The sequence below is a fragment of the Streptomyces sp. CB02058 genome (assembly GCF_001905505.1).
In the GTDB taxonomy this organism is placed as follows: domain Bacteria; phylum Actinomycetota; class Actinomycetes; order Streptomycetales; family Streptomycetaceae; genus Streptomyces.
The window spans coordinates 1,513,152-1,538,407 of the sequence record NZ_LIPG01000001.1 but is presented as its reverse complement, the minus strand read 5'-3'; the positions used below and the strand labels follow the sequence as shown (position 1 = coordinate 1,538,407).

Sequence of the window (25,256 nt, the reverse complement as noted above, 5' to 3'; positions counted from 1 at the left end):
CCCGTGCCGCCGAAACGCCCGTCGGTGGGCGGCCGGACACCGCCTGTGTGGCCGGCCGCCACCCATGGGACGGGTGGGACATCAGGTGATCTTCACCGGGTTCACGATGTCGGCGACCAGCACCAGCAGCGTGAAGCAGATGAAGATCCCGGCGACCACATAGGCGACCGGCATGAGCTTCGCCACGTCGAAGGGTCCGGGGTCGGGCCGCCTGAAGACCTTGGCCACATTGCGGCGCAGGGATTCCCAGAGCGCGCCCGCGATGTGCCCGCCGTCCAGCGGCAGCAGGGGCAGCATGTTGAAGAGGAACAGGGAGAGGTTGAAGCCGGCCAGCAGGAACAGCATCATCGCGATCTGGTTCTGCGCCGGGACGTCGAGGTTCATCACCTCGCCGCCGATCCGTGCCGCGCCGACCACACCGACCGGCGAGTCGTCGGCCCGCTCGCCGTCGCCGAAGGCCGCGTCCCACAGGTCGGGGATCTTGGAGGGCAGGGCGATGATCGAGTCGACGCCGTTCTCGATCATGTCTCCCATGCGGACGACCGAGTCGCCGAAGGAGAGCGGCAGGATCTCCGTCCTGGCCGCGAAGCCGAGATATCCGGCGTTGATGTACTGGTCGGGGACGACCTCGCCGTCGGCGTCCTTCTTGGCGACGGCGTTCTTCTTCAGCACGGCGTTCAGGGTCTGTTCCCGGCCGTCGCGCTCCACCGTGATGGTGGCGGGTCCGATGGTCCTGCGGATCTGGTCCGAGAGCGTGGCCCAGTCGTCGATCTTCTGCCCGTTGAAGGCGACGATCGTGTCGCCCTCCTTGAGCCCCGCCGCCTTGGCGGGCGAGACCGGGTCGGACGTCTTGCAGGTGTCGCGGTTCTCGCTCTGCGCGATGACGCACTGCTGGACGCCCGCGACCTCGGTGGTCTGCGTCTGGAAGCCGAAGGTCATGGCCACGCCCATGAAGATCGCGACGGCGAGCACGAGGTTCATGAAGGGCCCGGCGAACATCACGATCACGCGCTTCCACGGCTTGCGCGTGTAGAAGAGCCGCGTCTCGTCGCCCGGTTCGAGCTCCTCGAAGGCCGCGGACCTGGCGTCCTCGATCATGCCGCGCCAGGGAGAGGTGGAACGCGCCTCGATCCGGCCGTCGGGCCCCGGCGGGAACATGCCGATCATCCGGATGTAGCCGCCCGCGGGGATGGCCTTGATGCCGTACTCGGTGTCGCCCTTCTTGCGCGACCAGATCGTCGGGCCGAAGCCGACCATGTACTGCGGCACCCGGATGCCGAAGAGCTTGGCCGTGGACAGGTGGCCCAGTTCGTGCCAGGCGATCGAGAACAGCAGACCCACGGCGAAGATGGCGATCCCCAGGACCGTCATCAGAATCGTCGTCGTACTCATACGTGCGCCTCCGCTGTCGCTTCCGCCGAGAGCTCCCGGGCCCTGGAACGCGCCCAGGCCTCCGCTTCGAGGACGTCCGCGACCGTCAGCGAAGTTCCCGTGGCGGGGGTGCCGTGTTCGGCCACCACCGCTGTGACCGTATCCATGATGCCGTTGAAGGGCAGGCGTCCCGCCAGGAACGCGTCCACGCACTCCTCGTTGGCCGCGTTGAACACGGCGGGTGCCGTGCCGCCCAGCGTGCCCACGTGGCGGGCGAGCCCGACGGAGGGGAAGGCCTCGGTGTCGAGCGGGAAGAACTCCCAGCTGGAGGCGGTGGTCCAGTCGAAGGCGGGGGCCGCGTCCGGGACCCTCTCGGGCCAGCCGAGACCGATGGCGATGGGGCCGCGCATGTCGGGCGGGGTCGCCTGGGCGAGCGTGGAGCCGTCGGTGAACTCCACCATCGAGTGAACGTACGACTGGGGGTGGACCACGACCTCGATCCGGTCGAACGGGATGTCGTAGAGGAGGTGCGCCTCGATGACCTCGAGACCCTTGTTGACGAGGGTCGCGGAGTTGACCGTGATGACCGGCCCCATGGCCCAGGTCGGGTGCGCGAGTGCCTGCTCCCGGGTGACGCCGGCGAGCTCACTGCGCGTACGTCCGCGGAACGGGCCTCCGGACGCGGTCACGACGAGCTTGCGCACGTCGGCGCGTGTCCCGGCGGCCAGCGCCTGGAAGAGCGCGGCGTGCTCGGAGTCGACCGGGATGATCTGGCCGGGGGCGGCGAGGGCCTTCACCAGCGGGCCGCCGACGATCAGCGACTCCTTGTTGGCCAGGGCGAGGGTGCGGCCCGCCTTCAGCGCGGCGAGCGTGGGGGCGAGGCCGATGGAGCCGGTGATCCCGTTCAGCACGGTGTGGCAGTCGCTCGCGGCGAGCTCCGCCGCGGCATCGGGGCCCGCCAGGACCTCGGGGAGCGGCTCGCCCGCTCCGTACGCCTCCCGGAGGGCCTCCCGCAGTGCCGGCGCCTTGTCCGCGTCGGCGACGGCGACCGTGCGCACCCGCAGCTGCCGCGCCTGCTCGGCGAGGAGCTGGACCCTGCCGCCCGCGGCGGAGAGCGCGGTGACGCGGAAGCGGCCGGGGTTGCGCAGGACCAGGTCGATGGCCTGGGTACCGATGGAGCCGGTGGAACCGAGGATCACCAGATCCCGGCGGCCTACCGCCGCGTCGAAGACACGATGCGGGTCGGCGAGGGGTGCGGGGCTGTCGCTCATGACCCCCATTGTTGCCGCATCCGCTGTGCGCGCTGACAGTGCGCCCCCGTCGGGGCGCGCCTCAGGCCTGCCCGGCACGGAATTTCTTCCACTGGGCGGTCGTGACGGCTTCCGGGATGCCGCCGAAGTCGGTGGTGCCGAGGACCTCGCCCCGGAAGGCGAGGGTGGTCGAGCCGGACCGGACGACGGTGAGGTACTCGTGGAGCTTCAGCTTCCCCTTCACGTCGAGGATGCTGAAGCGGTAGGCCTTCACCTCGTCGGCCTCGGCGAAGGCGGGCGGTGTGACGGGTTCGACCTTCTCGTACGTCCCGCGCGCGAAGGCCCGCTCCTCGGTGAGACCCCCGGCGCACTCCTCGCCCGCCCGGCCGAGCGAGGTCATGACCTCGGCCGCACCGTCGCCGGCGTAGGAGCGCAGGGTGACGTCGACGGTGACGCCCCGTATGTCCGAGGGCTTGTCGACCTTGCGCTGCACCTGGGCGGTGGGCTCGTGGTCGCTGACGTCACCGGCGAGGCTGACGAGCGGCTGGCAGACGGCGGGGGTGGCGGTGTAGGCGTCGCCGATCGGCCCGTCCAGGGTGTACTCGGACGCGGTGAACCCTCCCACGCGCTCCCCGTCGGTGAAGGCCACCGCGGTGAGCTGCGCCTCGTCGAGCCCGCCGGCCGGGGAGGCCGGCCGGGAGGCCGCGGGGCTCTTCCCGGCCGTCCCCCTGCCGTCCGCCGGCTTCTCGCCGGCCCCCTCACCGCATCCGGTGAGGACCGCGAGAGCCATCGCCGCACACCCCACGGCCGCGGCACCCCGCCGGCCGCCCGCCCCGTACACCCCGAACATCCCTGCCCCTGTCTCCCGTTGACGAGCCGCGCCCGGTTCTCCGCGCGCGGCCGAGGCTCGATTGTGCGGCATCCGGCGCTCGGAAACCCGTCCCGATGCCGAACTCCTCCCTCGGCCGCCGCACGTCCGCCACATCGCGCGCGGCCGTTTCACGGCCCGGGGGAAACAGCGCCCGCAGCTCGGCGGGGAGGCAGCGCACGGTGGTCGTCCCGGTCCGGTCCCAACCCCACCGGAGCGCGCGCGGTCACTCCCCTGCGGAGCTCCGCTCCACGAACGCGGCGAACTCCTCGTGGAACCGGGGGAAGGTCTTCCGCACGCAGCCGGGGTCGTCGTAGCTCATGCCGGGCGTGCGCAGGCCCGCGACCGCGAACGACATCACGATGCGGTGGTCGCCGTGGGTGGCGATCCGGGTGGGGCGCGGAGTGCCGGGGTGGATCTCGATCCAGTCGGTTCCGGTGTGCACGGTGATCCCCATGGCCCGCAGGTTCTCCGCGCAGGCCTCCAGCCGGTCGCACTCCTTGACCCGGGTGTTGGCGACGTCCTCGATGCGCACCGGCGCGTCGGCGAACGGCGCGATCGCGGCGAGGGTCGGCATCGTGTCGGAGATGTCGCGCATGTTGACCGTCAGACCGGAGAGCCGGCCGCTGGAGCGGACGGTCGTGGAGTCCGCGGTCGTACGGACGTCGGCGCCCATGCGGCGCAGCACGTCGGTGAAGCGCAGGTCGCCCTGGAGCGCGTCCGCGCCGAGGCCGGGGACGGTGACCTCGCGGCCGGTGAGGGCGGCTGCGGCGAAGAAGTAGCTCGCCGTGGAGGCGTCGGGCTCGACGGCGTACGTGGTGGCGCGGTAGCCGCCGGGCGGGACGGTGAAGGTGTTCCCCTCGCGGGCGACCTCGACACCGAAGCTGCGCATCATCGCGAGGGTGATCTCGATGTACGGCGCCGAGACGAGCTCGGTGACGTCGATGCGCAGGCCCTCGGCGGTGAGCGGGCCGAGCATCAGGAGGGCCGTGAGGTACTGGGACGACTCCCCCGCGTCCAGGGTCAGTTCGCCGCCCTTGACGCCCGACGCCTCGATGGTGAGCGGGTGGTGGCCCTCGGCTCCCTCGTGGCGCAGGTCGACGCCGAGGGTGCGGAGCGCCTCGGTGAGCGGGGCGAGGGGGCGGCGGCGCATCTGCGCGGAGGCGTCGAAGCGGTAGGTGCCGCCGGCCGCGGCGGCGGCGAGCGTCGGCAGGAAGCGCGCGGTGGTGGCCCCGTCACGGCAGTGGACCTCGGCCTCGGTGACGGAGGGGCCGGAGGGGCGTCCCTCGATGTGCCATCGTCCGGGCTCGCGCGTCACCCCGTATCCGAGGCGGGTCAGCCCCTCGGTGAACCCCTCGGTGTCGTCCGAGTGCAGGGGCTTCAGGAGGGTGGTGGTGCCGTCCGCCGCGGCGGCCAGGAACAGGGCGCGGGCGGTGACGGACTTGGAGCCGGGGATGTCGATGACGGTCACGGGCGTCCATTTTGCCCTGCGCACGGCGTGCTCGCGGGACGCGTCCAGGCAGTGGACGCGTCCCGCGGGGCGGCCGTGTTCAGCGGATGGGGCGGTGGACGTTCTCGCCGGTGGCCGGGCCGGGGGTGGCGTCGGCGATCCAGGGGCCGTCGCCGCTGGGGTCGATGACGCCTTCCTCCAGCCAGGTGTAGGTGCCGGAGAGGACGCCGTCGACCACGCGCTTGTCGATGTCGTCGGTGTTGGACCAGAGCCGGTTGAACAGCTCCTCGACCCGGATGCGGGACTGGCGGCAGAACACGTCGGCGAGCTGGTACGCCTCGCGGCCGTGGTCGCCGTCGACCCGCAGGTGCTCGGCCCGGACGCAGGCCGCGCTCATCGCGAAGAGTTCGGCGCCGATGTCGACGATCCTGCCGAGGAAGCCCTGCTTGGTCTCCATGCGGCCCTGCCAGCGGGACATCGCGTAGAAGGTGGAGCGGGCCAGCTTGCGGGAGGTGCGCTCGACGTACCGCAGGTGCGTGGAGAGGTCGGGGTGCCCGGGGACGCGGAACTCGCCGTAGGCGCCGGGCCGCTGGCCGGGGCCGCTGACCAGCTTGGGGAGCCAGCGTGCGTAGAACCCGGCGGCGTTGGCGCCCGCCCGTGCCTTGTCGGAGAGCGGCTTGTCGGGGTCGATGATGTCGCCCGCGACCTTGAGGTGGGCGTCGACGGCCTCGCGGGCGATCAGCAGGTGCATGATCTCCGTGGAGCCCTCGAAGATCCGGTTGATCCGCATGTCGCGGAGCATCTGCTCGGCGGGGACGGCGCGTTCGCCGCGGGCGGCGAGCGAGGCGGCGGTCTCGAAGCCGCGCCCACCGCGGATCTGGACGAGTTCGTCGGAGATCAGCCAGCCCATCTCGGAGCCGTACAGCTTGGCGAGGGCGGCCTCGATGCGGATGTCGTTGCGGCTCTCGTCGGCCATCTGCGAGGAGAGGTCCACGACCGCTTCGAGGGCGAAGGTGGTGGCGGCGATGAAGGAGATCTTCGCGCCGACCGCCTCGTGGCGGGCGACGGCCCTGCCCCACTGCTCGCGCACGGCGGACCATTCGCGGGCGATCTTCAGCGACCACTTCCCCACGCCGACGCACATGGCGGGCAGCGAGAGCCTGCCGGTGTTGAGCGTGGTGAGGGCGATCTTGAGACCGGCGCCCTCGGGGCCGATGCGGTTGGCCGCGGGGACGCGGACCTGGTGGAAGCGGGTCACGCCGTTCTCGATGCCGCGCAGGCCCATGAAGGCGTTGCGGTGCTCCACGGTGATACCGGGGGAGCCGGCCTCGACGACGAAGGCCGTGATGCCGCCCTTGTGGCCCTCGGACTCCGGGACGCGGGCCATGACGACGAGCAGGTCGGCGACGACGCCGTTGGTCGTCCAGAGCTTCACGCCGTCCAGGACGTAGTCGTCCCCGTCGGGCACGGCCGCCGTCGCGAGCCGGGCCGGGTCGGACCCGACGTCGGGCTCGGTGAGGAGGAACGCGGAGATGTCCGTACGCGCGAGGCGGGGCAGGAAGGCGTCCTTCTGCTCCTGCGTGCCGAACATCTTCAGCGGCTGCGGTACGCCGATGGACTGGTGGGCGGAGAGCAGCGCGCCGATCGAGGGGTTCGCCGAACCGGCGAGCGCGAGCGCCTTGTTGTAGTACACCTGGGTCAGACCGAGGCCGCCGTACTTGGTCTCGATCTTCATGCCGAGTGCGCCGAGCTCCTTGAGGCCCTCGATCACCTCGTCGGGGATCTTCGCCTCGCGCTCGATGCGTGCGCCGTCGACCCGGTTCTCGCAGAAGTCGCGCAGCCGGGCGAGGAATGCCTCGCCGCGCCGTACGTCGTCCGGGGCGGGCTGGGGATGGGGGTGGATCAGGTCGAGCCGGAAGCGTCCGAGGAAGAGTTCCTTGGCGAAACTCGGCTTGCGCCAGTCCTGTTCGCGGGCGGCCTCGGCCACCTGCCGGGCTTCGCGCTCGGTGACCTTGGGGGCCTGGGGGATGTCGGATGGGGCGGACATGAGGAGCTCACCTCGCCGCGAGTCGGGATATGGGTCGGGCCGTACGCGTGCCGATCGGTGTCACTTGTCCGTATCTACCCGATCCGCGCAACCCCCACCACCTCTGCGGCAGCTCCTGGACGGTGCGGAAGCGGAGGGAGCCCCGGGGGTGGCCCCGCCGGTCCCCCGCCGGGGCGCAGAGCCACCGCTGCGCCGGTCGGGCGACCTCGTCGCGGGTGCCCGCCGTCCTCCGGAGCCGGTCCGCCGGCGCGGCGCCCGTCCGCACCGGTGGACGTGGGCGCCCGCCCTCGACCGGCCCTCAGTCGAAGACGTACGTGGTGCCGAGGACGGCCGCGTGCTCCAGCACGTCCTCCAGCGGATCGTCGATCTGGCCGGTCTGGATGAGACCCACCCGGGGCGCGTTGTGCGAATGGGTGTGCGTCTCGTCGGCGTGGGCCGCTCCGACGGACAGCCCGAGGGCCGTCAGCGCGGCACCGCACGCGGCGGAGCCTCGGAGCAGTGACGGCGTCCGGTATGACTTCACGCTGTGACCTCGTCTTCTTCTCATCGGATGTGTCCACCCGCTCCCTCGCCTCAACAGCTGAACGGGCCTCAGGTCACGCAAGATCATCCGTCGGGGGCAGGATCGCCGCGCACACGTGGCCTCCCGGTCCGGCGTACGCGGGCGCGCCCTCCCCGCCCGCCGGCGACTCGCACACGGGCACATGCCCGGGCGGTCGGCTACGGAGCCGTCGTGTACTGGACGACGGTGTCCTCGCAGGGACCTTCGGCGAGCACCTTCAGGGCCTCCATCTCCGTGTCGTCGGCGGTGAGCTGCCAGCGGAGCTTCGTCGCCACCCACTCGCCGACGTAGCGGCAGTGCGCCTCCGGCACCGGCGGGAGCCAGTCGGCCGGGCCCCGGTCGGCCCTCTGCAGGTTCGTGCGAGCCGTCACCGCCGACAGCGACGCGGCCGCCCCCTGGTCGTTCGCGTAGGCCGCGCGCCGGGCGGCGGTCCACGCGGACGCGCCGGAGCCCCAGGACTCGGCGAGGGGCACCGTGTGGGCCACGTCCAGAGATCCGGAGCCGGTCACCCTCTGGCCGTCGTAGTACGACACCCACGTCCCGCCGGTCAGCGTGCACCCGGCCCCCACGACGGGGGCGTCGACCGCCTCGGCGAGCAGCACCTCGTTGCGGGTGTCGCAGCCGTCGGAAGGAAACTCGCCCGACGTCCAGTGCTCGAAGGCGGACGGCGTGTAGCCGGTGCGGTTCTCGCCCACGACCTTCACCAGCCCGACGGCGTCGGCGAGCGTGGTCACGACGGCGGGCCGCGGGCCCTGGGGGGCGGGGGCGGCCTGCGACGGAGTGCCGGCGGCGAGCGGGACCAGGGCGAGGGCGAGCGCGCAGCGGCGCGGAAGTTTCTTGATCACCTCCGCGTTCTACCGGCCTCGCGGTCCCGTACGGGCATCGCACCGGCGCTCCTCACCCGCACGGACGTGGACGTTCACCGCAGGAACGATTCGCGGGAGGGCCTTCGGGCGCAGGGCCGGTGCGGGAAGGAACGGAACCGGCCGGAGCCCCCGCACAGCGGGCTCCGGCCGGTTCTTCGCGTGCTGTCCGCTACAGGGCCAGGCCGGTGAGGACGAGGACCCGCTCGTAGGTGTAGTCGTCCATGGCGTAACGGACGCCCTCGCGGCCCACTCCGGACTGCTTGGCGCCGCCGTACGGCATCTGGTCGGCGCGGTAGGAGGGCACGTCGCCGATGATCACGCCGCCCACCTCCAGGGCGCGGTGGGCGCGGAAGGCGGTCTGCAGGTCGTGGGTGAAGACACCGGCCTGGAGGCCGTACTTGGAGGAGTTGACGGCGGCGAAGGCCTCGGCCTCGCCGTCGGTCCGCTGCACGTACAGGACCGGGCCGAAGATCTCCTCGCAGGCGAGCGTCGTGGTGTCCGGGAGGTCGGTGAGGACCGTCGGGGCGTAGGTGGCCCCGTCGCGCTTGCCGCCGGTCAGCAGCGTGGCCCCGGCGGTGACGGCCTCGTCGACCCAGGACTCGACCCGGCGGGCGGCGTCCTCGCTGACCAGGGGGCCGACGTCGGTGGCCGCGTCGGAGGGGTCGCCGGTCACCAGGGCCTCGACGGCCGCGACGATCTTCGGGACGAGCCGGTCGTACACCGAGGCGTCCGCGATGACGCGCTGCACCGAGATGCAGGACTGGCCGCCCTGGTAGTTGGAGAAGGTCGCGATGCGGGTCGCGGCCCAGTCCAGGTCCTCGTCGGAGGAGTAGTCGCCGAGGACGACGGCCGCGCCGTTGCCGCCGAGCTCCAGGGTGCAGTGCTTGCGCGGCACCGACTCCATGATCGAGTAGCCGACCGGCCCGGACCCGGTGAAGGAGATGACCGGCAGCCGCTCGTCCTGGACCAGCGCGGGCATCTTGTCGTTGGGGACGGTCAGCACCGACCAGGAGCCCGCCGGGAGGTCCGTCTCGGCCAGCAGCTCGCCCAGGATCAGGGACGAGATCGGGGTGGCCGGGGCGGGCTTGAGGATGATCGGGGCGCCGACGGCGATGGCCGGGGCGACCTTGTGCGCGCTCAGGTTGAGCGGGAAGTTGAAGGGCGCGATACCGAGAACGGGCCCGCGCGGGAAGCGCCGCGTCAGTCCGAGGCGGCCAGTGCCGCCGGCGTCCGTGTCCAGCCGCTGGGCGTCGCCGCCGTTGAAGCGGCGGGCCTCCTCGGCGGCGAAGCGGAAGACGGAGACGGCGCGGCCGACCTCGCCGCGGGCCCACTTGATGGGCTTGCCGTTCTCGGCGGAGATCAGCTGGGCGATCTCCTCGGTGCGCTCGGTGAGGCGGCGTACGACGTGGTCGAGGGCGGCGACCCGCACGTGCGCGGGGGTCGCGGCGAACTCCTCGCGCACGGCGTACGCGGCGGCGACGGCCTCCTCGACCTGGGCGTCGGTCGGCACGGCGACCGTGCCGACGAGTCGCCCGTCGTACGGGTTGGTGACGTCGAAGCTGTCCTCGCCGGTGGCCTGGCGGCCGGCCAGCCAGAAGGCGTGGGTGGAAGTCATGGCGGTACCGGCCCTTCGGGGGTGGTGAACACGATCGCCGGGCGCCGCGCGGCACCCTTCGGCCCCACCGTAGGGCGGCCCGGCGCGGATGAGGCTTGTCCGCCGTGGAGTGGAGCGGGAGTCCGGTGCGCCGGTTTGGCGTAGCGGGCCCGGGAGTCCGGTGCGCCGGTTCGCCACAGCGGGTCCAGGGGGCCGGTACGCCGGTTCGTCGTAGCGGGCCCGGGGGACCGGTGCGCCGGTTCGTCGTAGTGGTCGGGGTTGCTACGTCCCCGAGGAGGCGGCCGTCGCCTTCAGGGCGAGCCAGAGCTCCATCCGGACGTCCGGGTCGTCCAGCGAGCGGCCGAGGATCTCCTCGACCCTGCGCATCCGGTAGCGCAGGGTGTGGCGGTGGACGCCCAGGTCGGCGGCGGCGGCGTCCCACTGGCCGTGCCGTGAGAGCCAGGCACGCAGGGAGGCGACGAGGTCGCCCCGGCCCTTCGCGTCGTGTTCCTGGAGGGGCCGGAGCATCCCGTCGGCGAACGCCCGTACGGCGTCGTCGGCCAGCAGCGGCAGGACGGAGCCGGCGGCGAGCTCCTCGTGCTCGACCATGACGCGGCCCCTGCGGCGGGCCACCGAGAGCGCCTGCTCGGCCTGTTTGTACGCGGCGGAGACGGCGACGGGGCCGGAGGGCGCGGACAGGCCGATGACCACCTCGCCGTCCTCGGCCGCGGACTCCCGCTGAGGGCGTTCGTCCTCGGTCCGGGCGGCGTGGGCCACGCAGGCCGCGACCGCCGCCCCGCCGTCGGCGGCAAGGACCACGAGGCGTTCCCCCTCGGGCACCATCAGCAGCGTCTCGCCGGAGCGGGACGCCGCGGCCTCCATCGCCTCGGCCAGCGGTTCCGTCCCGCCCGGGGCGGACGCCTCGGCGATCAGGAGCCGGAAGGGCGCGTCCAGCAGGGTCCCGTACAGGTCCCCCGCGACGGCCCTGGCGTGACCGGACTCCCCCGCGAGCAGCATCCTCAGGACGGCCGCGCCGAGGCGCTGCTCCGCACCCTGGAGCGAGCGGGAGCGGGCCGTGGTCAGGGTCAGCAGGGCGATCGCCGAGTGCACGGCGTACCGCTCGGCCGTGCCGAGCGCCGCCCCGGTGCCGACGGCCAGCGCGCCGCGGGCGCGGTGTCCGGTGCCCAGGGACTGGAGCTCGACCCGGTCGTCGCTCTCGCTGTCACCGACGACGGCGCTGGCCGGGGCCGGGCGCTCCCGCAGGCGCTCCACGTCGGGCGTGAGCCGGGCGGCGCGGCGGGCCGCCCATTCGGGCGCCGCCGCGACGACGGCGCCCGAGGAGTCGTAGAGCGCGGCCCAGCCGTCCACGTGCGCGGCGAGACGGGTGAGGAGCGCCGCGGGGCCGTCCCCGGCGACCGCCGCGCGGGTCAGCTCCCGCTGGGCTTCGAATCCGGCCGTGACGGATCTGTACTGTTCGGCGGCGATCGCCGCCGACACCGCCTTGCTGATCGCGAGGAAGGGGGTGCGCCTCGGCACCTCCAGCAGGGGCAGGCCCGCCTCCTCGGCCGCGTCCACGAGTGCCGGCGGGATGTCCTCGTAGGTGACGCCCACGCCGAAGCCGATCCCGGCCACGCCCGCGCCGGCCAGCCGCTGCACGTACCGGCGCATGGTGCCGTGGTCCCGGGCGTCGAGGTTGGTCGCCGTGACGAGGAGCAGCTCACCGCCGTTCATGTACGGGACGGGGTCGGCGAGCTCGCTGGCGTGCGCCCAGCGCACCGGCGTGCCGAGCCGGTCGGCGCCCGCCCTGACGGTGAGCTTGAGCGCCGAGTGCTGGAGGAGCGAGGCGAGAGTGAGGGGCATGGGACCGCCGGACCTCTGGAAGTCGGTTGCGCCGCCCCGGTACGAACGGCTCGGTTGCGCCGCCCTGTGCGAACGGCCCGATTGCGCGGCCCGTACGGACGGCTCGGTTCTGCCGTCCTTCCGTGGACGGCCCTGTGCGCGGCCCCGTACGGATGGCCGGATTACGCCGCCCCGTACAGAGGGCCAGGGCCAATTCTGCCAGGGCGGCAGGGTCCCCGTAACCTCGCGCTCAGCCTCCCAGGTCGACCAGGAGGGGCGGCGCGTGCTCGCCCTCGACCGTCGTCAGCGAGAGGACGGCGTGCCCGGCGGGCAGCTGGTACGCCAGTTCCGAGGCGGACCAGCGCTCCCGCTCGACCCGCCGCACTGTCACGGCGTCCCTGGTCACGGCCTTTCCGGTGACCAGTTTGCGCAGGCCGTGCAGGGCGCGGGTGAACGGCTGGTCCGCGAAGACCGCGTGCTGGGCGACCTCGCGGGTCTCCACCCACTCCTTGCCCCAGACCTCGGCGAAGCGCTTGCCGTCCCAGGTGGTGACCCCGCTGAAGGCCATGCAGCAGCCCACCGCGCCGAGCAGCGCGGTGTGCAGCCCTTCGGGGACGTCGTCGACGGTCCGCAGGGCCAGGACGGCTCCCGCGTTGACCGACCTGAGCCTCCTGATGCCCCGTACGGTCTCCGCGGTGACGGTGTGCGTGGCGTCGTCCAGGACGAGACAGGCGAACAGCGACCGGTCGGCGCGGGCGGCGGCGATCGCCGTGAACTGGGCGAGCACGAGCCGGGTGAGCAGCCGTGAGGCCTCCGCGTGCGCGCGCTCGGGGAGATCGATCCTGACGCGGAGCGGGAGATGTTCGAGGGAGCGCAGCGAGAAGGGCCTGGCCTCGTCGCCGGTGGCGAAGAACGGCGCGAACGCGGGCCGGTCCAGCAGGGCGATCCGGTCGGCGAGCACCGGCCCTGGGTCACCCGGGCCCCCCTTCTGCCTGGCGCGGGCCTCCAGCTCGCGCAGCATCGCCTGGTGCCCGCCCGCGGCGAGGGCCTGCCGCAGGGCGTCGACGGCGGCCTCGTCGCCGTCCAGGAGCTCCCGGAGCGCGGGCACACCGGGGAAGTGGCCGTGGACGGCGCGGTAGGGGCCGAGCAGCTGGGCGAGCACGGTGGCGGCGCGCCTGCTGTCCAGCTGGGTCACGTCACCGACGAGCCCCTCGGCGAGGACTCCCGCCGCTTCGTCGGGGTCGGTCGTGCCGCCGTAGAGGTCGAAGTCGTGCACGGACGCGGGGTCCCCGATCCGCACCACGACGTCGAAGGCGTCGTCCGGTCCGAGCTCTCCCCCGGCGCCGCCCACGGCGAGCACGGCCGCGCGCCCGGCGAGCGCCTGGAGGGCGAGCGACTCGACGACCGGCCGGACCAGCCGGGCGGACTTGCCCGCGCCCGGCGGGCCGACCGCCAGCAGGGAGGTGCCGAGCAGGGCGGGTTCCAGGGCGACGCCCGATCCCCGGCGCGCGTAGGGGTTGTGCGGGTCGTCGGCGCAGCCGCCGATGCGGACCTGGCCGGTGAGCAGGTCGTGCCGGGCGGTGCGGCGCGCCAGGTCCCGGGCGCCCGAGGGGTGCAGGGCCGCGGCGCCGCCGGAGCGCAGCACGGCCTCGGAGAGCGCGGCCAGGCGTTCCGGGTGCGCCCTGCCGACTGTCCAGGCGTGGCGCACGCGCGCCACGTCGACGTCGTTCATCCGGCCGAGGCGGACCTCGGCGGCGAGGGTCTCGGCGGCGTCCGTCAGCCCCGCGGCGCGCAGTTCCGGCCACTGCTCGAAGGTGGGGGCGTCCGGGGGCGCGGACGGTGCGGGGGGCGCGGAGCCGGTGCCCTTCCCGGGCGAGCCGGCGCCCTTCCCGAACCGGGCGGCGGCCAGCTCGCGCCAGTGACCGAGGCGTGCGAAGGGCCAGAGCACGCCGAGGGCGATCAGCGCGTAGATCACGTTGACCACGGCCTGGCTCTGGTAGATCTCACCGCCGGCGACCGAGGCGACCAGGATCAGCACGGGCCGCACGAGCGGCACCGCGTCCTTCCAGACGAGGAGCTCGGCGAAAGCTCCCGCCGCGGCGGTCGCGAGCCCGAGGAAGGGCTGGCCGCGGCCGGCGACATGGCGCCGGAAGATCTCGGACCAGTTGCCGAGGCGCCCGCAGCCGTAGACGAGGAGCCCGAAGAGGACGGCCTCGTAGACCGTGAGGGCGTCGGCCCCCTCGATCGTGCGGGGCCCGCCGAACGTCCCGGCGTACCACCAGTCGCCGGGGGTGAACAGCTTCAGCGGGACCAGCCGGTAGGGGATGTAGCCGTTGCGCCAGAGGGACCACAGGAGCAACCCGCTGAGTACGGAGATGAGCACGCCGACCAGCAGCGAGCGGTCGGACACTCCCTCGGGCTTCTCGGGCGGGCGGGGCGTGTGCCCGAACCGCCACACGCCCGGTTCCCGCACGGGGCGCGGGGTGCGCAGCCATTCCTCCAGCCCGCCGTCGGCCGTGGGGGCGCGGCGGGGCCCCGGGGCGTACGGGGCACGGGTGGGAGGCGGTGGCGCCGCGGGCGGTGGCCCCGCCGGGCTCGGCACCCGGTCCGCGCCCGTGCCGCGTGCGTCGTACGTGCCTTCGGTGTCCATGAACCGCTGCCCCCTGACCAGCCAGGTCCCGCCTTCTGCACGGCCAATCTAGTGCCCGGGCCCCGGGAGTTCAGCCATGCGGCCGGATGACCCGGCGGAGGTGCCGCGCGGGGGCCCGGCGCGGCCATCTGTCCGCGGCGGACAAGGACACGCTCCCACCACTCCCGATCGGAGCATGACCGGCGCCCTCACCCGCTCGTAGCCTGCAGAAACAGAAGCGTCCGAAACACCCCCAGGAGCCCCGCATGTCCGACATCCCGCAGGAGCGCCGCGTCCTCACCGCCATCCCCGGCCCGAAGTCGGCCGAGCTGCAGGCCCGCCGTGTCGCGGCGGTGGCCGCAGGTGTGGGTTCCACCCTGCCGGTCTTCACCGCCCGGGCGGGCGGCGGGATCATCGAGGACGTGGACGGCAACCGGCTGATCGACTTCGGTTCCGGTATCGCCGTGACGTCGGTGGGCGCCTCCGCCGAAGCCGTCGTGCGCCGCGCCTCGGCGCAGCTCGCCGACTTCACCCACACCTGTTTCATGGTCACGCCGTACGAGGGGTACGTCGAGGTCTGCGAGCAGCTCGCGGAGCTGACGCCGGGCGACCACGCCAAGAAGTCGGCGCTGTTCAACTCGGGTGCCGAGGCCGTCGAGAACGCCGTGAAGATCGCCCGCGCATACACGAAGCGCACCGCGGTCGTCGTCTTCGACCACGGCTACCACGGCCGTACGAACCTCACGATGGCGCTGACCTCGAAGAACATGCCGTACAAGCAGGGCTTCGGGCCGTTCGCGCCCGAGGTCTACCGTGTGCCGGTGGCGTACGGCTACCGCTGGCCGACCGGTGCCGAGAACGCCGGCGCCGAGGCGTCCGCGCAGGCCATCGACGAGATCACCAAGCAGATCGGCGCGGAGAACGTCGCGGCGATCATCATCGAGCCGGTGCTCGGCGAGGGCGGCTTCATCGAGCCGGCCAAGGGCTTCCTCCCGGCGATCGCGCAGTTCGCCGAGGACAACGGCATCGTCTTCGTCGCGGACGAGATCCAGTCCGGTTTCTGCCGCACCGGCCAGTGGTTCGCCTGCGAGGACGAGGGCATCGTCCCCGACCTGATCACCACGGCCAAGGGCATCGCGGGCGGTCTCCCGCTCTCGGCGGTGACCGGCCGCGCCGAGATCATGGACGCCGCGCACGCGGGCGGCCTCGGCGGCACCTACGGCGGCAACCCGGTGGCCTGCGCGGGTGCGCTCGGTGCCATCGAGACGATGCGCGAGCTGGACCTGAACGGGAAGGCGAAGCGCATCGAGGAGATCATGAAGGGCCGCCTCGCCGAGATGCGGTCCAAGCTCCCGAACGGCGACATCATCGGCGACATCCGCGGTCGCGGCGCCATGATCGCGATCGAGCTGGTGAAGTCCGGTACGAAGGACCCCGACGCCGCCGCCGCGGGCGCGCTGGCCAAGGCCTGCCACGCCGAGGGCCTGCTGGTGCTGACCTGCGGCACCTACGGCAACGTCCTGCGCTTCCTGCCGCCGCTGGTCATCGGCGAGGACCTGCTGAACGAGGGCCTGGACATCATCGAGCAGGCGTTCGCCACCATCTGATCCGTGCGAATCCCACCGGTGGCCGGGCGACCCCTCGCCCGGCCACCGGTGAGGGCGTGTGAAGAAGGTGTGCGGGGGCGATGGCGGGATACCGTTGTCGCTTCCGGTGCCTCCTTCCTCTGACGTACGGTTTTCCCAGATGAGAGAAACACCCCGCCCGCAGGGGACTGCGGGCGATGCCGGGCCGGGGCTCCCCCAGCACCGATCCGGCCGTGCCATCGCGCACACCGCTGGAGCTTCGGGCTCCGGGACTCCTCACCGATCGGATGGCCGCCCGCCCCACACCCCCCGGGGCGCGCGGCAAACCGGTCCGACCGGCCACCTCGGAACAATCCCCCCTGTTCCCCGGTGGCCGGTTCTTCTCGTGTCCACGGCCGTGACGATGCTGGTCCTGTTCGCCCTGATCACCTGGCAGGTGCTGGCCGACGGCCCCCTGCTGGTCCCCGACGAGCGGCTCGGCCTGGAGCTGGCGGGGCGCGGCTCCGCCCGGCTCGCCGACTTCTTCGCCGACCTGGGCAATATGCAGGTGGCCGTTCCGGTGCTGGCGTGCGCGGTCCTCTTCGCCTGGTTCCGTCGCGCCCGGCGGGCGGCGGTGTGCGCCGTCCTGGCCATGGCCGCCGTTCCCGCGCTCGTCGTCCCGCTCAAGCTGTGGACGGACCGGCAGGGTCCGCTGACGGAGGCGACGGGCTACTACCCCTCGGGCCACACGACCACGGCGATGGTGGCGTACGGGGCCGCGGCCCTGCTGATCGCCCCGTACACGCGGCGGAGATGGGTGACGCCCGTCGCCGCCGTCCTGCTGACGGCGGCGACGAGCGTCGGTCTGGTGCTGCGCGGCTACCACTGGCCGCTGGACGTGGGGGCCGCCTGGTGCCTGAGCGGGCTCCTGCTCATCGCCCTGCGGGCGGGGAGCAGGAGCGGTCAGCCGCCGAAGTAGGCGTCGAAGTTCTTCGAGAACTCCCAGTTGTTGAAGCGGTCCCAGTTGATGGACCAGGTCATCAGGCCGCGCAGTCCGCTCCAGGTGCCGTGCGTCTGGTAACTGCCGCAGTCCGTCTTCTTCGTCAGGCAGTTGAGCGCCTTGGTGACCTCGGCGGGCGAGGTGTGGCCGTTGCCCGCCTGGGTAGACGCCGGGAGGCCGAAGGCGACCTGCTCGGGGCGGAGCGCGGGGAAGACCTTGGTCTGGTCACCGGCGACGGGGAAGCCGGTGAGCAGCATGTCGGTCATGGCGATGTGGAAGTCGGCGCCGCCCATGGAGTGGTACTGGTTGTCCAGGCCCATGATCGAGCCCGAGTTGTAGTCCTGGACGTGCAGCAGGGTGAGGTCGTCGCGCAGGGCGTGGATCACGGGCAGATAGGCACCGGCGCGCGGGTCCTGGCCGCCCCAGGGGCCGGAGCCGTAGTACTGGTATCCGAGCTGCACGAAGAAGGTCTCGGGGGCCATGGTGAGGACGAAGTCGTCGCCGTACTTGGCCTTGAGGGACTTCACCGCGGAGATCAGGTTCACGATGACCGGGGTCGTCGGGCTGCGGAAGTCGGTGTCGCCGGTGTTCAGCGAGAGCGAGTGCCCCTCGAAGTCGATGTCCAGGCCGTCGAGCCCGTAGGTGTCGATGATCTTGGACACGGAGGAGACGAAGGCGTCGCGGGCGGCGGTCGAGGCGAGCTGCACCTGGCCGTTCTGTCCGCCGATGGAGATCAGGACCTTCTTGCCCGCGGCCTGCTTGGCCTGGATGGCGGCCTTGAACTCCGCCTCGCTCTCGACGTTCGGGCACTCGGCCACCGGGCAGAGCGAGAAGCGGATGTCGCCGGAGGTGACGGAGGTCGGCTCACCGAAGGCGAGGTTGATGACGTCCCAGGAGTCGGGCACGTCGGCCATGCGCGTGTAGCCGGAGCCGTTGGCGAAGCTGGAGTGGAGATAGCCGACGAGCGCGTGGGCCGGGAGACCCGCGTCACTCCCGCCACCACCGCCGGCCGCCGTCGTGACGCTCACGGCCGACGACTTCGCCGACTCGCCGGCGGCGTTGACCGCCGAGACCTGGAAGCTGTACGCGGTCGACGCGGTCAGCCCGGTCACGGTCGCCGAGGTGCCGGTGACGTCGAGGACCTTCGTGCCGCCGCGGTAGACGCGGTAGCCGGTGGCCCCGGCGGATGCCGTCCAGGACAGCGGGACGGCGGACGCGGTGGCCGTGCCCGCCCGCAGGGCGGTGGGGGCGGCGGGCACGGCGACGGGGTCGCCGCCGGGGCCGGTCAGGGTGAGATCGTCGGCGTAGTAGGCGGGGGTGCCGTACCAGCCGTGGGTGTAGACGGTCACCGAGGTCGTCGAGGGGCCGGTCTTGAAGCTGGTGGTGAGCTGCTGGTACGCCCCGGCGGACTGGGTCCAGGTGGAGACGTCGGTGGTCCCGGTGCCGGACGCTCCGAGGTAGACGTAACTCCCCTGCACCCAGGCGCTCAGCGTGTAGGCGGAGTTGGGCTTCACCGTCACCGTCTGGGAGCACCGCGCGTTGTCGCTCCCGGCCGGCGTCGCCTTCAGGGCCGATGTCCCGCTGTGCACGGGGGTGCTGACGGCCGTGCCGCTCCCGCCCGAGCAGGACCAGCCGTCGAGGCCGGCCTCGAAGCCGCCGTTGCGCGCCAGATCGGCGTCGGCCGCCCCGGCGGCGGGCGCGGACGCGGCCAGGCCTCCCGCGGCGAGCAGCACCGCCGAGAAGACGGCCAGAGGTCCGGACAAACGGACGGGTGGTCCGGTGCGCGATCCGGTGCGTTCCACAACAGCCTCCGTACACGGGGGAATTGAGCGGTCCGCGCACAACATGGTCCAGACCAATCCAGTTGTCAAGACCTCTGGCGGTGCCTCACCCCCCGCCGCCCCGCGCGCCACGGACCGCGGCGGCCTCGTGCAGGGCGAGTTCGAGAAGGGCCGCGTCGGTGAGTGTGCCCGAGCCGTCCGGCAGGATCAGCCACCGCACCCCGCCCACCGTGCCGCCCGGCCGGGGGACGATGATCCAGGTCCCGGTGCCGACTCCCCGGATGCCGGTACCGACCCAGCGGGCGGCCGTGCCCGGGGGCACGAAGAAACCCATCCTGGAGTCGCCGAAGTCCGCGAGGACGGGCCCCGGCCGGTCGACGAGCCGGGTGAGCACATCGAGCGTCGGATAGCCGAGCTCCGCCGGGACGATCAGTACGTCCCAGCGCTTCCCGGCGGGAAGGAGCGCCATCCCCTGGGGATCGCGCTCCCACTCCCTCCGGCAGGCACCCGGATCCGGTGCCACCGACACGAGCCATGCGATCGCGGCTTCCGCCCCCGTGCGGGCCATGAGCTGCCTCCCTCTCCTCCGGGCACCGGCAGGGATCCGCCGGTGCTGTCCGAGGAAGAGAGAGCGCGGGGACCGGATCATGACGCGGGTCGGGCGGACGAGTTGAAGTGACCCCGGTCACGTCGGTGCGGCGGGGCCACCGCCGCGTTCCCCGGAGGGAATGGTCCGTCGCAGCCGCGCACCGCGGGATCTGGTGCCGGACCACTGGCCCGGCACCACCCCCGCTCAGCTGTCGAAGCCGAGCCCCAGCCGGTCCATGGTCCGCAGCCACGCGTTGCGGTGTCCGCCGTGGCTGTCGGCGCGGGCGAGCGACCTCTTGGTGAGCTCGATCCCGGCCCAGGCCAGCGGTTCGGGCGGGAAGGGCATCGGCTTGGAGCGGACCATCCGCAGCGCGGTGCGCTCGGTCTCCCGGCCCGACAGCAGATCGAGCATGACCTCGGCCCCGAAGCGCGTGGCCCCGACGCCCAGCCCCGTGTACCCGGCCGCGTAGGCGACCCTCCCGCGAAGGGCCGTGCCGTAGAAGGCGGAGAAGCGTGAGCAGGTGTCGATGGCGCCGCCCCAGGCATGGGTGAAGCGCACTCCGGACAGCTGCGGGAAGCACGCGAAGAACTGCCCGGCGAGCTTCAGGAAGGTCTCCGGACGCTGGTCCAGCGAGGAGTCCAGCCGGCCGCCGTACGGATAGACGGCGTCGTAACCGCCCCACAGGATGCGGTTGTCGGCGGAGAGCCGGAAGTAGTGGAACTGGTTCGCGCTGTCCCCCAGCCCCTCACGGCCACGCCAGCCCACAGAGGCGAGCCGGTCCGCGTCGAGGGGTTCCGTCATCAGCGCGTAGTCGTAGACCGGGACGGTGTACGGGCGCACCCGTCTGACCAGCGAGGGGAAGATGTTCGTCCCGAGGGCGACGTCACGGGCGAAGACCCTGCCGTACGGGGTGCGCACCGCCGTGCCGGCCCCGGACCTGGCGAGTCCGAGGCCGCGGGTGTTCTCGTAGATCCGTACGCCCAGGCCGAGGCATGCCTCCTTCAGCCCCCAGACGAGCTTGGCCGGATGGAGCATGGCCACGCCGCGCCGGTCGAGCAGACCGCCCAGGAATGTCGGTGAGTCGACATGGTCGCGCACCTGGTCTCGGTCGAGGAATTCGAGTCCGCCGAGGCCGAGTTCGCCGGTTCTGCGGTGCCATGCGCGCAGCTCCCCGAGCTGATGGGGCTCCGTGGCCACATCGATCTCGCCGGTCCTCTCGAAGTCGCAGTCGAGGGAGTAGCGGGCGACGGTCTCCTCGATGGCGTCGAGGTTCCGCGCGCCCAGCTCCTCCAGCTTCCCGATCTCCTCCGGCCAGCGCTCCACCCCGTTGGCCAGGCCGTGCGTCAGGGACGCGGCACAGAATCCGCCGTTGCGGCCGGAGGCCGCCCAGCCCACCTCGTGCCCCTCGATGAGGACGACGTCGCGCCCCGGGTCGCGTTCCTTGGCGAGCAGCGCGGTCCACAGCCCGCTGTAGCCGCCGCCGACGACCAGCAGGTCGCAGCGCTCGTCCCCGGTGAGCGCGGGCAGGGCCTCCGGCTTTCCCGGGTCGTCGAGCCAGTACGAGAGGGGACGTGCGTCGGAGAGTGAGTGTGCGGCAGTACGCATGGCATCCGGGGCCATGGCTTCCAACTCCTTCAGGTGCTATTTTCCCGCGTTGCTCTTCCGCCGGTTCGCGATGAGCTGTCCGGCGAGGACCACCGCCACGGCGATGACGAACATGGCCGTACCGATGACGTTGATCTGCACGGGCGTTCCGCGCTGGGCCGAACCCCAGACGAACATGGGGAAGGTCACCGTGGTGCCCGCGTTGAAGTTGGTGATGATGAAGTCGTCGAAGGAGAGCGCGAAGGCGAGCAGCGCTCCCGCGGCGATCCCGGGGGCGGCGATCGGGAGGGTCACCCTGAGGAAGGTCTGCACGGGGCCCGCGTAGAGATCGCGGGCCGCTTCCTCCAGCCTCGGGTCCATCGACATCACGCGCGCCTTGACCGCCGTCACCACGAAGCTGAGGCAGAACATGATGTGGGCGATCAGCACGGTCCAGAAGCCGAGTTCCGCGCCCAGGTTGAGGAAGAGCGTCAGCAGCGAGGCCGCCATGACGACTTCGGGCATGGCCATCGGCAGGAAGATCAGCGAGTTGATCGCGCCGCGTGCGCGGAAGCGGTAGCGGACCAGCGCGAAGGCGATCATCGTACCGAGCAGGGTGGCGCCGGCCGTCGCCCAGAAGGCGATCCGCAGCGAGAGCGAGAGCGAGCCGCAGAGGTCCGCGACACCGCAGGGGTCCTTCCAGGCGTCGAGGGAGAACTCCTGCCAGGCGTAGTTGAAGCGCCCGTTGGGACGGTTGAAGGAGAAGACCATCACGACGACGTTCGGAAGGATCATGTAGGCGAGGGTCAGCAGCCCCGCGATCACGACCAGGTTCCGGCGGATGAGACGGAGTACGGGCATCAGACCAGGTCCTCCGTACCGGAGCGGCGGATGTAGACGGTGACCACGAGCAGGACGACCGCCATGAGGATGAACGAGAGCGCGGCGGCCGTCGGATAGTCCAGCACCCGCAGGAACTGGGTCTGGATGACGCTGCCGACCATCTTGGTGTCGGTGGAGCCGAGGAGTTCCGCGTTGACGTAGTCGCCGCTCGCGGGGATGAACGTCAGCAGCGTGCCGGAGACGACCCCGGGCATGGACAGCGGCAGGGTCACCTTGCGGAAGGTGGTGGCGGGCGTGGCGTAGAGGTCGCCCGCGGCCTCGTGGAGCCGGCCGTCGATCCGCTCCAGCGAGGTGTAGAGCGGCAGGATCATGAAGGGCAGGAAGTTGTACGTCAGTCCGCAGACGACGGCCATCGGGGTGGCCAGCACCCGGTTGTTCTCGGTCCAGCCGAGCCAGCCGGTGACGTCCAGGACGTGCAGGGTGTTGAGGACGTCGACGACGGCGCCGCCGTCCGCGAGGATCGTCTTCCAGGCCAGCGTCCGGATCAGGAAGCTGGTGAAGAACGGGGCGATGACCAGTACGAGCACCAGGTTGCGCCACCGCCCGGCCTTGAAGGCGATCAGATAGGCGAGCGGGTAGCCCAGCAGCAGGCAGAGGACCGTGGCGGTGCCCGCGTACAGCAGGGATCTGATGAACTGCGGGTAGTAGTCGGCGAAGGCGTCCCAGTAGGTCCGGAAGTGCCAGGTGACCTCGAAGCCCTCCTCCAGCGATCCGGTCTGCACGGAGGTGGAGGCCTGGTAGACCATCGGCAGCGCGAAGAAGACGAGCAGCCACAGGATGCCGGGAAGCAGCAGCCAGTAGGGGACGAGCCGCCTACGGGTGGACGGCTTGCGGATCTCCGCCTCCGCGGGGGGCGCCGGCGGCGCCTCGGTGACGCTCACGCCGCCTCCTCCAGGACGCCCGCGCCGGCGGTGATGTCCTGGTCCGCGTCGAGTCCGAAGGTGTGCTCGGGGTTCCAGTGCAGGACGACCTCGGCGCCGGGGACGAGCCGGCCGTCGCGTTCGATGTTCTGCTCGTAGACCTGGAGCGCCTTGCCGGCGGGGCTCTCGACGACGTACTGGGTGGAGACGCCGATGAAGCTGGAGTCGGTGATGCGGCCGGTGACCCTGTTGCGGCCTTCGGGTATCGCGTCAGCGTCCTCGGCGTGGGCCAGGGAGATCTTCTCGGGGCGGACCCCGACGAGCAGCTTCTCTCCGCTCGCCGCCGGGGACGTGCACCGGCCGCCGGGCAGCCTGAGCCTGCCGCCGCCCGCCGCGACGACGACGTCCGTACCGGTGGAGACGATCTCGCCCTCGATGAGGTTGGAGGTGCCGAGGAAGTTGGCCACGAAGGTGGTGCGGGGGTTCTCGTACAGATCCGCGGGGGCGCCGAGCTGTTCGACCCGGCCGCCGTTCATCACCGCGACGGTGTCGGCCATGGTCATGGCCTCCTCCTGGTCGTGGGTGACGTGGACGAAGGTGATGCCGACCTCGGTCTGGATCCGCTTGAGTTCGAGCTGCATCTGCCGGCGGAGCTTGAGGTCGAGCGCGCCGAGCGGCTCGTCGAGGAGGAGGACCTGGGGGTGGTTGATGAGCGCGCGGGCCACGGCGACGCGCTGCTGCTGCCCGCCCGAGAGCTGATGCGGTTTGCGGTGGGCGAAGTCGCCGAGCTGGACGAGGTCCAGCATCTCGCCGACCTGCTTCCTCACGGACTTGATCCCGCGTCGGCGCAGTCCGAAGGCGACGTTCTCGGAGACGTCGAGGTGGGGGAAGAGCGCGTAGCTCTGGAAGACGGTGTTGACGGGCCGTTTGTACGGGGGCAGGCCCGTGATGTCACGGCCGCCGAGCGAGACCGTGCCGGTGGTGGCGTCCTCCAGGCCCGCGATCATCCGCAGGGTGGTGGTCTTGCCGCAGCCGGACGCGCCGAGCAGCGCGAAGAAGGAGCCCTGCGGGACGGTCAGGTCGAGGGGGTGCACTGCGGTGAAGGAGCCGTAGGTCTTGCTGATCCCGGTGAGACGGACGTCGCCGCCCTCTGTCTGCTGCTGTGTCATGGGTCGCGGTCCCGGTGGTGTCGGAGGAGATCGGGCGGGGAACGGGCCGTTCAGGCGCCGATGAGCTTGGCGAACTTCTCTTCGTACGCCGTCTCTTCCTCGGAGCTGAGGGAGCGGAACGCCCGCGACTTCGCGGCCATCGCCTTGTCGGGGAGGATCAGCGTGTTGGAGGCCATGGCCTCGTCGATCTTGGCGAGTTCGGCGGCGACCCCGTCCACCGGGCAGACGTAGTTGATGTACGCGGCGAGCTGGGCGGCGACCGGGAGCTCGTAGTAGTAGTCCATGAGCTTCTCGGCGTTGGTCTTGTGCCGCGCCTTTGCCGGGACCAGCATGTTGTCGCTCGAGGTGATGTAACCGGCGGCGGGGATGGTGAACTTGATGGCCGGGTTGTCGGCCTGGAGCTGGATGATGTCCCCCGCCCAGGCCACACAGGCGGCGATGTCGCCCTTGCTCAGGTCCGCGGTGTAGTCGTTGCCGGTGAAGCGGCGTATCTGGTTGGTGTCCACGCCCTTCTGCATCCGGCCGATGGCCGCGTCGAAGTCGGCGTCGTCGAACGTCCCGGGGTCCTTGCCCATGTCCAGGAGCGTCATCCCGACCGAGTCGCGCATCTCGGAGAGGAAGGACACCCGGCCCTTGAGCTCGGGGTCGTCGAGCAGCTGGGTGACGGAGTCGACCTTCCGGCCGCCGGTCGCCTTCTCGTTGTAGGCGATGACGGTCGGGATGCCGGTCCAGGGGTAGGAGTAGGCGCGTCCCGGGTCCCAGTCGGGCGTACGGAACTGGGCCGAGAGGTTCGCGAAGGCGTGCGGCAGGTTCGCGTGGTCGAGCTTCTGCGCCCAGCCGAGCCGGATGATCCGCGCGGCCAGCCAGTCGGTCACGATGATGAGGTCGCGGCCGGTGTCCTGGCCCGCGGCGAGCTGCGGTTTGATCTTCCCGAAGAACTCGACGTTGTCGTTGATGTCCTCGGTGTACTTGACCTTGATCCCGGTGCGTTCCGTGAACGCGTCGAGGGTCGGCCGGCTCTTCTCGTCCTCGCTGACGTCCATGTACTCGGTCCAGTTGGAGAAGTTGATCACCTTCTCCTTCGCCGAGTGGTCGTCCGACGCCGCGGTGCCCCCGTCCCGCTTCGCGGGCGGGATGCCGCACGCGCTCAGCGTTCCCAGGCCACCGAGCGCCAGGGCGCCCACGCCCGAAGCCCGCAGGAGGGAGCGGCGGGTGAGCGCGCCCCTGCCGTTGGTGAGGCTGCGCCTCATGGCGGCCAGCTGGGGCGCGGAGAGGCGCTCGGGCTCGTACTGCTCCATACGCGTATGCCCTTCCGGGTGGGTGGGCCGC

The 25,256-nt window shown here is 71.9% G+C and carries 19 protein-coding genes; 2 read left to right on the top strand and 17 right to left on the bottom strand.

Annotated elements, in window-relative coordinates; all coding sequences use genetic code 11:
* Positions 1-81: 81 nt before the first annotated feature.
* The 10 genes from AMK10_RS07080 to AMK10_RS07035 all read right to left on the bottom strand — a co-directional run bounded on the left by AMK10_RS07080 (position 82) and on the right by AMK10_RS07035 (position 14,497).
* Positions 82-1,392, bottom strand: coding sequence for a M50 family metallopeptidase (locus tag AMK10_RS07080; RefSeq protein WP_073745821.1), 1,311 nt, complete (start codon positions 1,390-1,392; stop codon positions 82-84).
* Positions 1,389-2,651 (bottom strand): 1-deoxy-D-xylulose-5-phosphate reductoisomerase, encoded by a 1,263-nt coding sequence (gene dxr, locus AMK10_RS07075; protein WP_198959636.1) that lies wholly within the window; start codon positions 2,649-2,651, stop codon positions 1,389-1,391. The genes AMK10_RS07080 and dxr overlap by 4 nt, the downstream gene beginning before the upstream one ends.
* A 52-nt stretch (positions 2,652-2,703) precedes the next feature.
* Entirely contained in the window at positions 2,704-3,411 is a 708-nt protein-coding gene (locus AMK10_RS07070) for a hypothetical protein (RefSeq protein ID WP_143194943.1), read from the bottom strand.
* A 304-nt stretch (positions 3,412-3,715) separates the two neighbouring features.
* On the bottom strand, positions 3,716-4,960 hold the full coding sequence (gene aroA / locus AMK10_RS07065) for a 3-phosphoshikimate 1-carboxyvinyltransferase (RefSeq protein ID WP_073745819.1): 1,245 nt from the start codon (positions 4,958-4,960) through the stop codon (positions 3,716-3,718).
* Positions 4,961-5,039: 79 nt separating this feature from the next.
* The gene (locus tag AMK10_RS07060; protein ID WP_073745818.1) at positions 5,040-6,986 is read right to left on the bottom strand and encodes an acyl-CoA dehydrogenase family protein; all 1,947 of its coding nucleotides are present in this window, start codon (positions 6,984-6,986) and stop codon (positions 5,040-5,042) included.
* Between the two features lie 298 nt (positions 6,987-7,284).
* Complete coding sequence (locus AMK10_RS07055) at positions 7,285-7,485, bottom strand: hypothetical protein (protein WP_073746103.1); 201 nt, start codon at positions 7,483-7,485, stop codon at positions 7,285-7,287.
* A gap of 221 nt (positions 7,486-7,706) precedes the next feature.
* Entirely contained in the window at positions 7,707-8,393 is a 687-nt protein-coding gene (locus AMK10_RS07050; RefSeq protein WP_073745817.1) for an HNH endonuclease family protein, read from the bottom strand.
* Positions 8,394-8,583: 190 nt separating this feature from the next.
* Positions 8,584-10,029 carry an aldehyde dehydrogenase family protein gene (locus tag AMK10_RS07045; protein WP_073745816.1) on the bottom strand — a complete coding sequence of 482 codons (1,446 nt, stop codon included), beginning with the start codon at positions 10,027-10,029 and terminating at the stop codon, positions 8,584-8,586.
* A 261-nt stretch (positions 10,030-10,290) separates the two neighbouring features.
* Positions 10,291-11,868, bottom strand: coding sequence for a PucR family transcriptional regulator (locus AMK10_RS07040; RefSeq protein WP_073745815.1), 1,578 nt, complete (start codon positions 11,866-11,868; stop codon positions 10,291-10,293).
* A 229-nt stretch (positions 11,869-12,097) separates the two neighbouring features.
* Positions 12,098-14,497 carry an ATP/GTP-binding protein gene (locus tag AMK10_RS07035; protein ID WP_073745814.1) on the bottom strand — a complete coding sequence of 800 codons (2,400 nt, stop codon included), beginning with the start codon at positions 14,495-14,497 and terminating at the stop codon, positions 12,098-12,100.
* A 245-nt stretch (positions 14,498-14,742) separates the two neighbouring features.
* On the opposite strand from AMK10_RS07035, the gene gabT reads away from it, so the two are divergent.
* Positions 14,743-16,083: a 4-aminobutyrate--2-oxoglutarate transaminase gene (gabT, locus tag AMK10_RS07030; RefSeq protein WP_073745813.1), complete on the top strand. Its 1,341-nt coding sequence runs from the start codon at positions 14,743-14,745 to the stop codon at positions 16,081-16,083.
* Between the two features lie 364 nt (positions 16,084-16,447).
* The gene (locus AMK10_RS07025) at positions 16,448-17,020 is read left to right on the top strand and encodes a phosphatase PAP2 family protein (RefSeq protein ID WP_338014628.1); all 573 of its coding nucleotides are present in this window, start codon (positions 16,448-16,450) and stop codon (positions 17,018-17,020) included.
* On the opposite strand, the gene AMK10_RS07020 is transcribed toward AMK10_RS07025, so the two are convergent.
* The 7 genes from AMK10_RS07020 to AMK10_RS06990 form a co-directional block, all read right to left on the bottom strand.
* On the bottom strand, positions 17,005-18,843 hold the full coding sequence (locus AMK10_RS07020) for a chitinase (RefSeq protein WP_073745812.1): 1,839 nt from the start codon (positions 18,841-18,843) through the stop codon (positions 17,005-17,007). The genes AMK10_RS07025 and AMK10_RS07020 overlap by 16 nt on opposite strands.
* 85 nt (positions 18,844-18,928) lie before the next feature.
* Complete coding sequence (locus AMK10_RS07015; protein ID WP_073745811.1) at positions 18,929-19,390, bottom strand: hypothetical protein; 462 nt, start codon at positions 19,388-19,390, stop codon at positions 18,929-18,931.
* A 225-nt stretch (positions 19,391-19,615) separates the two neighbouring features.
* Complete coding sequence (locus tag AMK10_RS07010; protein ID WP_073745810.1) at positions 19,616-21,031, bottom strand: NAD(P)/FAD-dependent oxidoreductase; 1,416 nt, start codon at positions 21,029-21,031, stop codon at positions 19,616-19,618.
* A 21-nt stretch (positions 21,032-21,052) separates the two neighbouring features.
* Positions 21,053-21,856, bottom strand: a complete 804-nt coding sequence (locus AMK10_RS07005; protein WP_073745809.1) for an ABC transporter permease — start codon at positions 21,854-21,856, stop codon at positions 21,053-21,055.
* Entirely contained in the window at positions 21,856-22,779 is a 924-nt protein-coding gene (locus AMK10_RS07000) for an ABC transporter permease (RefSeq protein WP_073745807.1), read from the bottom strand. The genes AMK10_RS07005 and AMK10_RS07000 overlap by 1 nt, the downstream gene beginning before the upstream one ends.
* A complete protein-coding gene (locus tag AMK10_RS06995; protein WP_073745805.1) occupies positions 22,776-23,927 on the bottom strand; it encodes an ABC transporter ATP-binding protein in 1,152 nt (383 codons plus the stop codon). The genes AMK10_RS07000 and AMK10_RS06995 overlap by 4 nt, the downstream gene beginning before the upstream one ends.
* A 50-nt stretch (positions 23,928-23,977) precedes the next feature.
* The gene (locus tag AMK10_RS06990; RefSeq protein WP_073745803.1) at positions 23,978-25,225 is read right to left on the bottom strand and encodes a polyamine ABC transporter substrate-binding protein; all 1,248 of its coding nucleotides are present in this window, start codon (positions 25,223-25,225) and stop codon (positions 23,978-23,980) included.
* Positions 25,226-25,256: the final 31 nt, after the last annotated feature.

Bases quoted from the DNA above. Each gene is read 5' to 3' on its own strand.
- AMK10_RS07080 (WP_073745821.1), bottom strand. From the start codon at position 1,392: ATGAGTACGACGACGATTCTGATGACGGTCCTGGGGATCGCCATCTTC.
- AMK10_RS06990 (WP_073745803.1), bottom strand. From the start codon at position 25,225: ATGGAGCAGTACGAGCCCGAGCGCCTCTCCGCGCCCCAGCTGGCCGCC.
- AMK10_RS07060 (WP_073745818.1), bottom strand. From the start codon at position 6,986: ATGTCCGCCCCATCCGACATCCCCCAGGCCCCCAAGGTCACCGAGCGC.
- dxr (WP_198959636.1), bottom strand. From the start codon at position 2,651: ATGGGGGTCATGAGCGACAGCCCCGCACCCCTCGCCGACCCGCATCGT.
- AMK10_RS06995 (WP_073745805.1), bottom strand. From the start codon at position 23,927: ATGACACAGCAGCAGACAGAGGGCGGCGACGTCCGTCTCACCGGGATC.
- AMK10_RS07045 (WP_073745816.1), bottom strand. From the start codon at position 10,029: ATGACTTCCACCCACGCCTTCTGGCTGGCCGGCCGCCAGGCCACCGGC.
- AMK10_RS07035 (WP_073745814.1), bottom strand. From the start codon at position 14,497: ATGGACACCGAAGGCACGTACGACGCACGCGGCACGGGCGCGGACCGG.
- AMK10_RS07015 (WP_073745811.1), bottom strand. From the start codon at position 19,390: ATGGCCCGCACGGGGGCGGAAGCCGCGATCGCATGGCTCGTGTCGGTG.
- AMK10_RS07070 (WP_143194943.1), bottom strand. From the start codon at position 3,411: ATGGCTCTCGCGGTCCTCACCGGATGCGGTGAGGGGGCCGGCGAGAAG.
- AMK10_RS07040 (WP_073745815.1), bottom strand. From the start codon at position 11,868: ATGCCCCTCACTCTCGCCTCGCTCCTCCAGCACTCGGCGCTCAAGCTC.
- AMK10_RS07005 (WP_073745809.1), bottom strand. From the start codon at position 21,856: ATGCCCGTACTCCGTCTCATCCGCCGGAACCTGGTCGTGATCGCGGGG.
- AMK10_RS07010 (WP_073745810.1), bottom strand. From the start codon at position 21,031: ATGGCCCCGGATGCCATGCGTACTGCCGCACACTCACTCTCCGACGCA.
- gabT (WP_073745813.1), top strand. From the start codon at position 14,743: ATGTCCGACATCCCGCAGGAGCGCCGCGTCCTCACCGCCATCCCCGGC.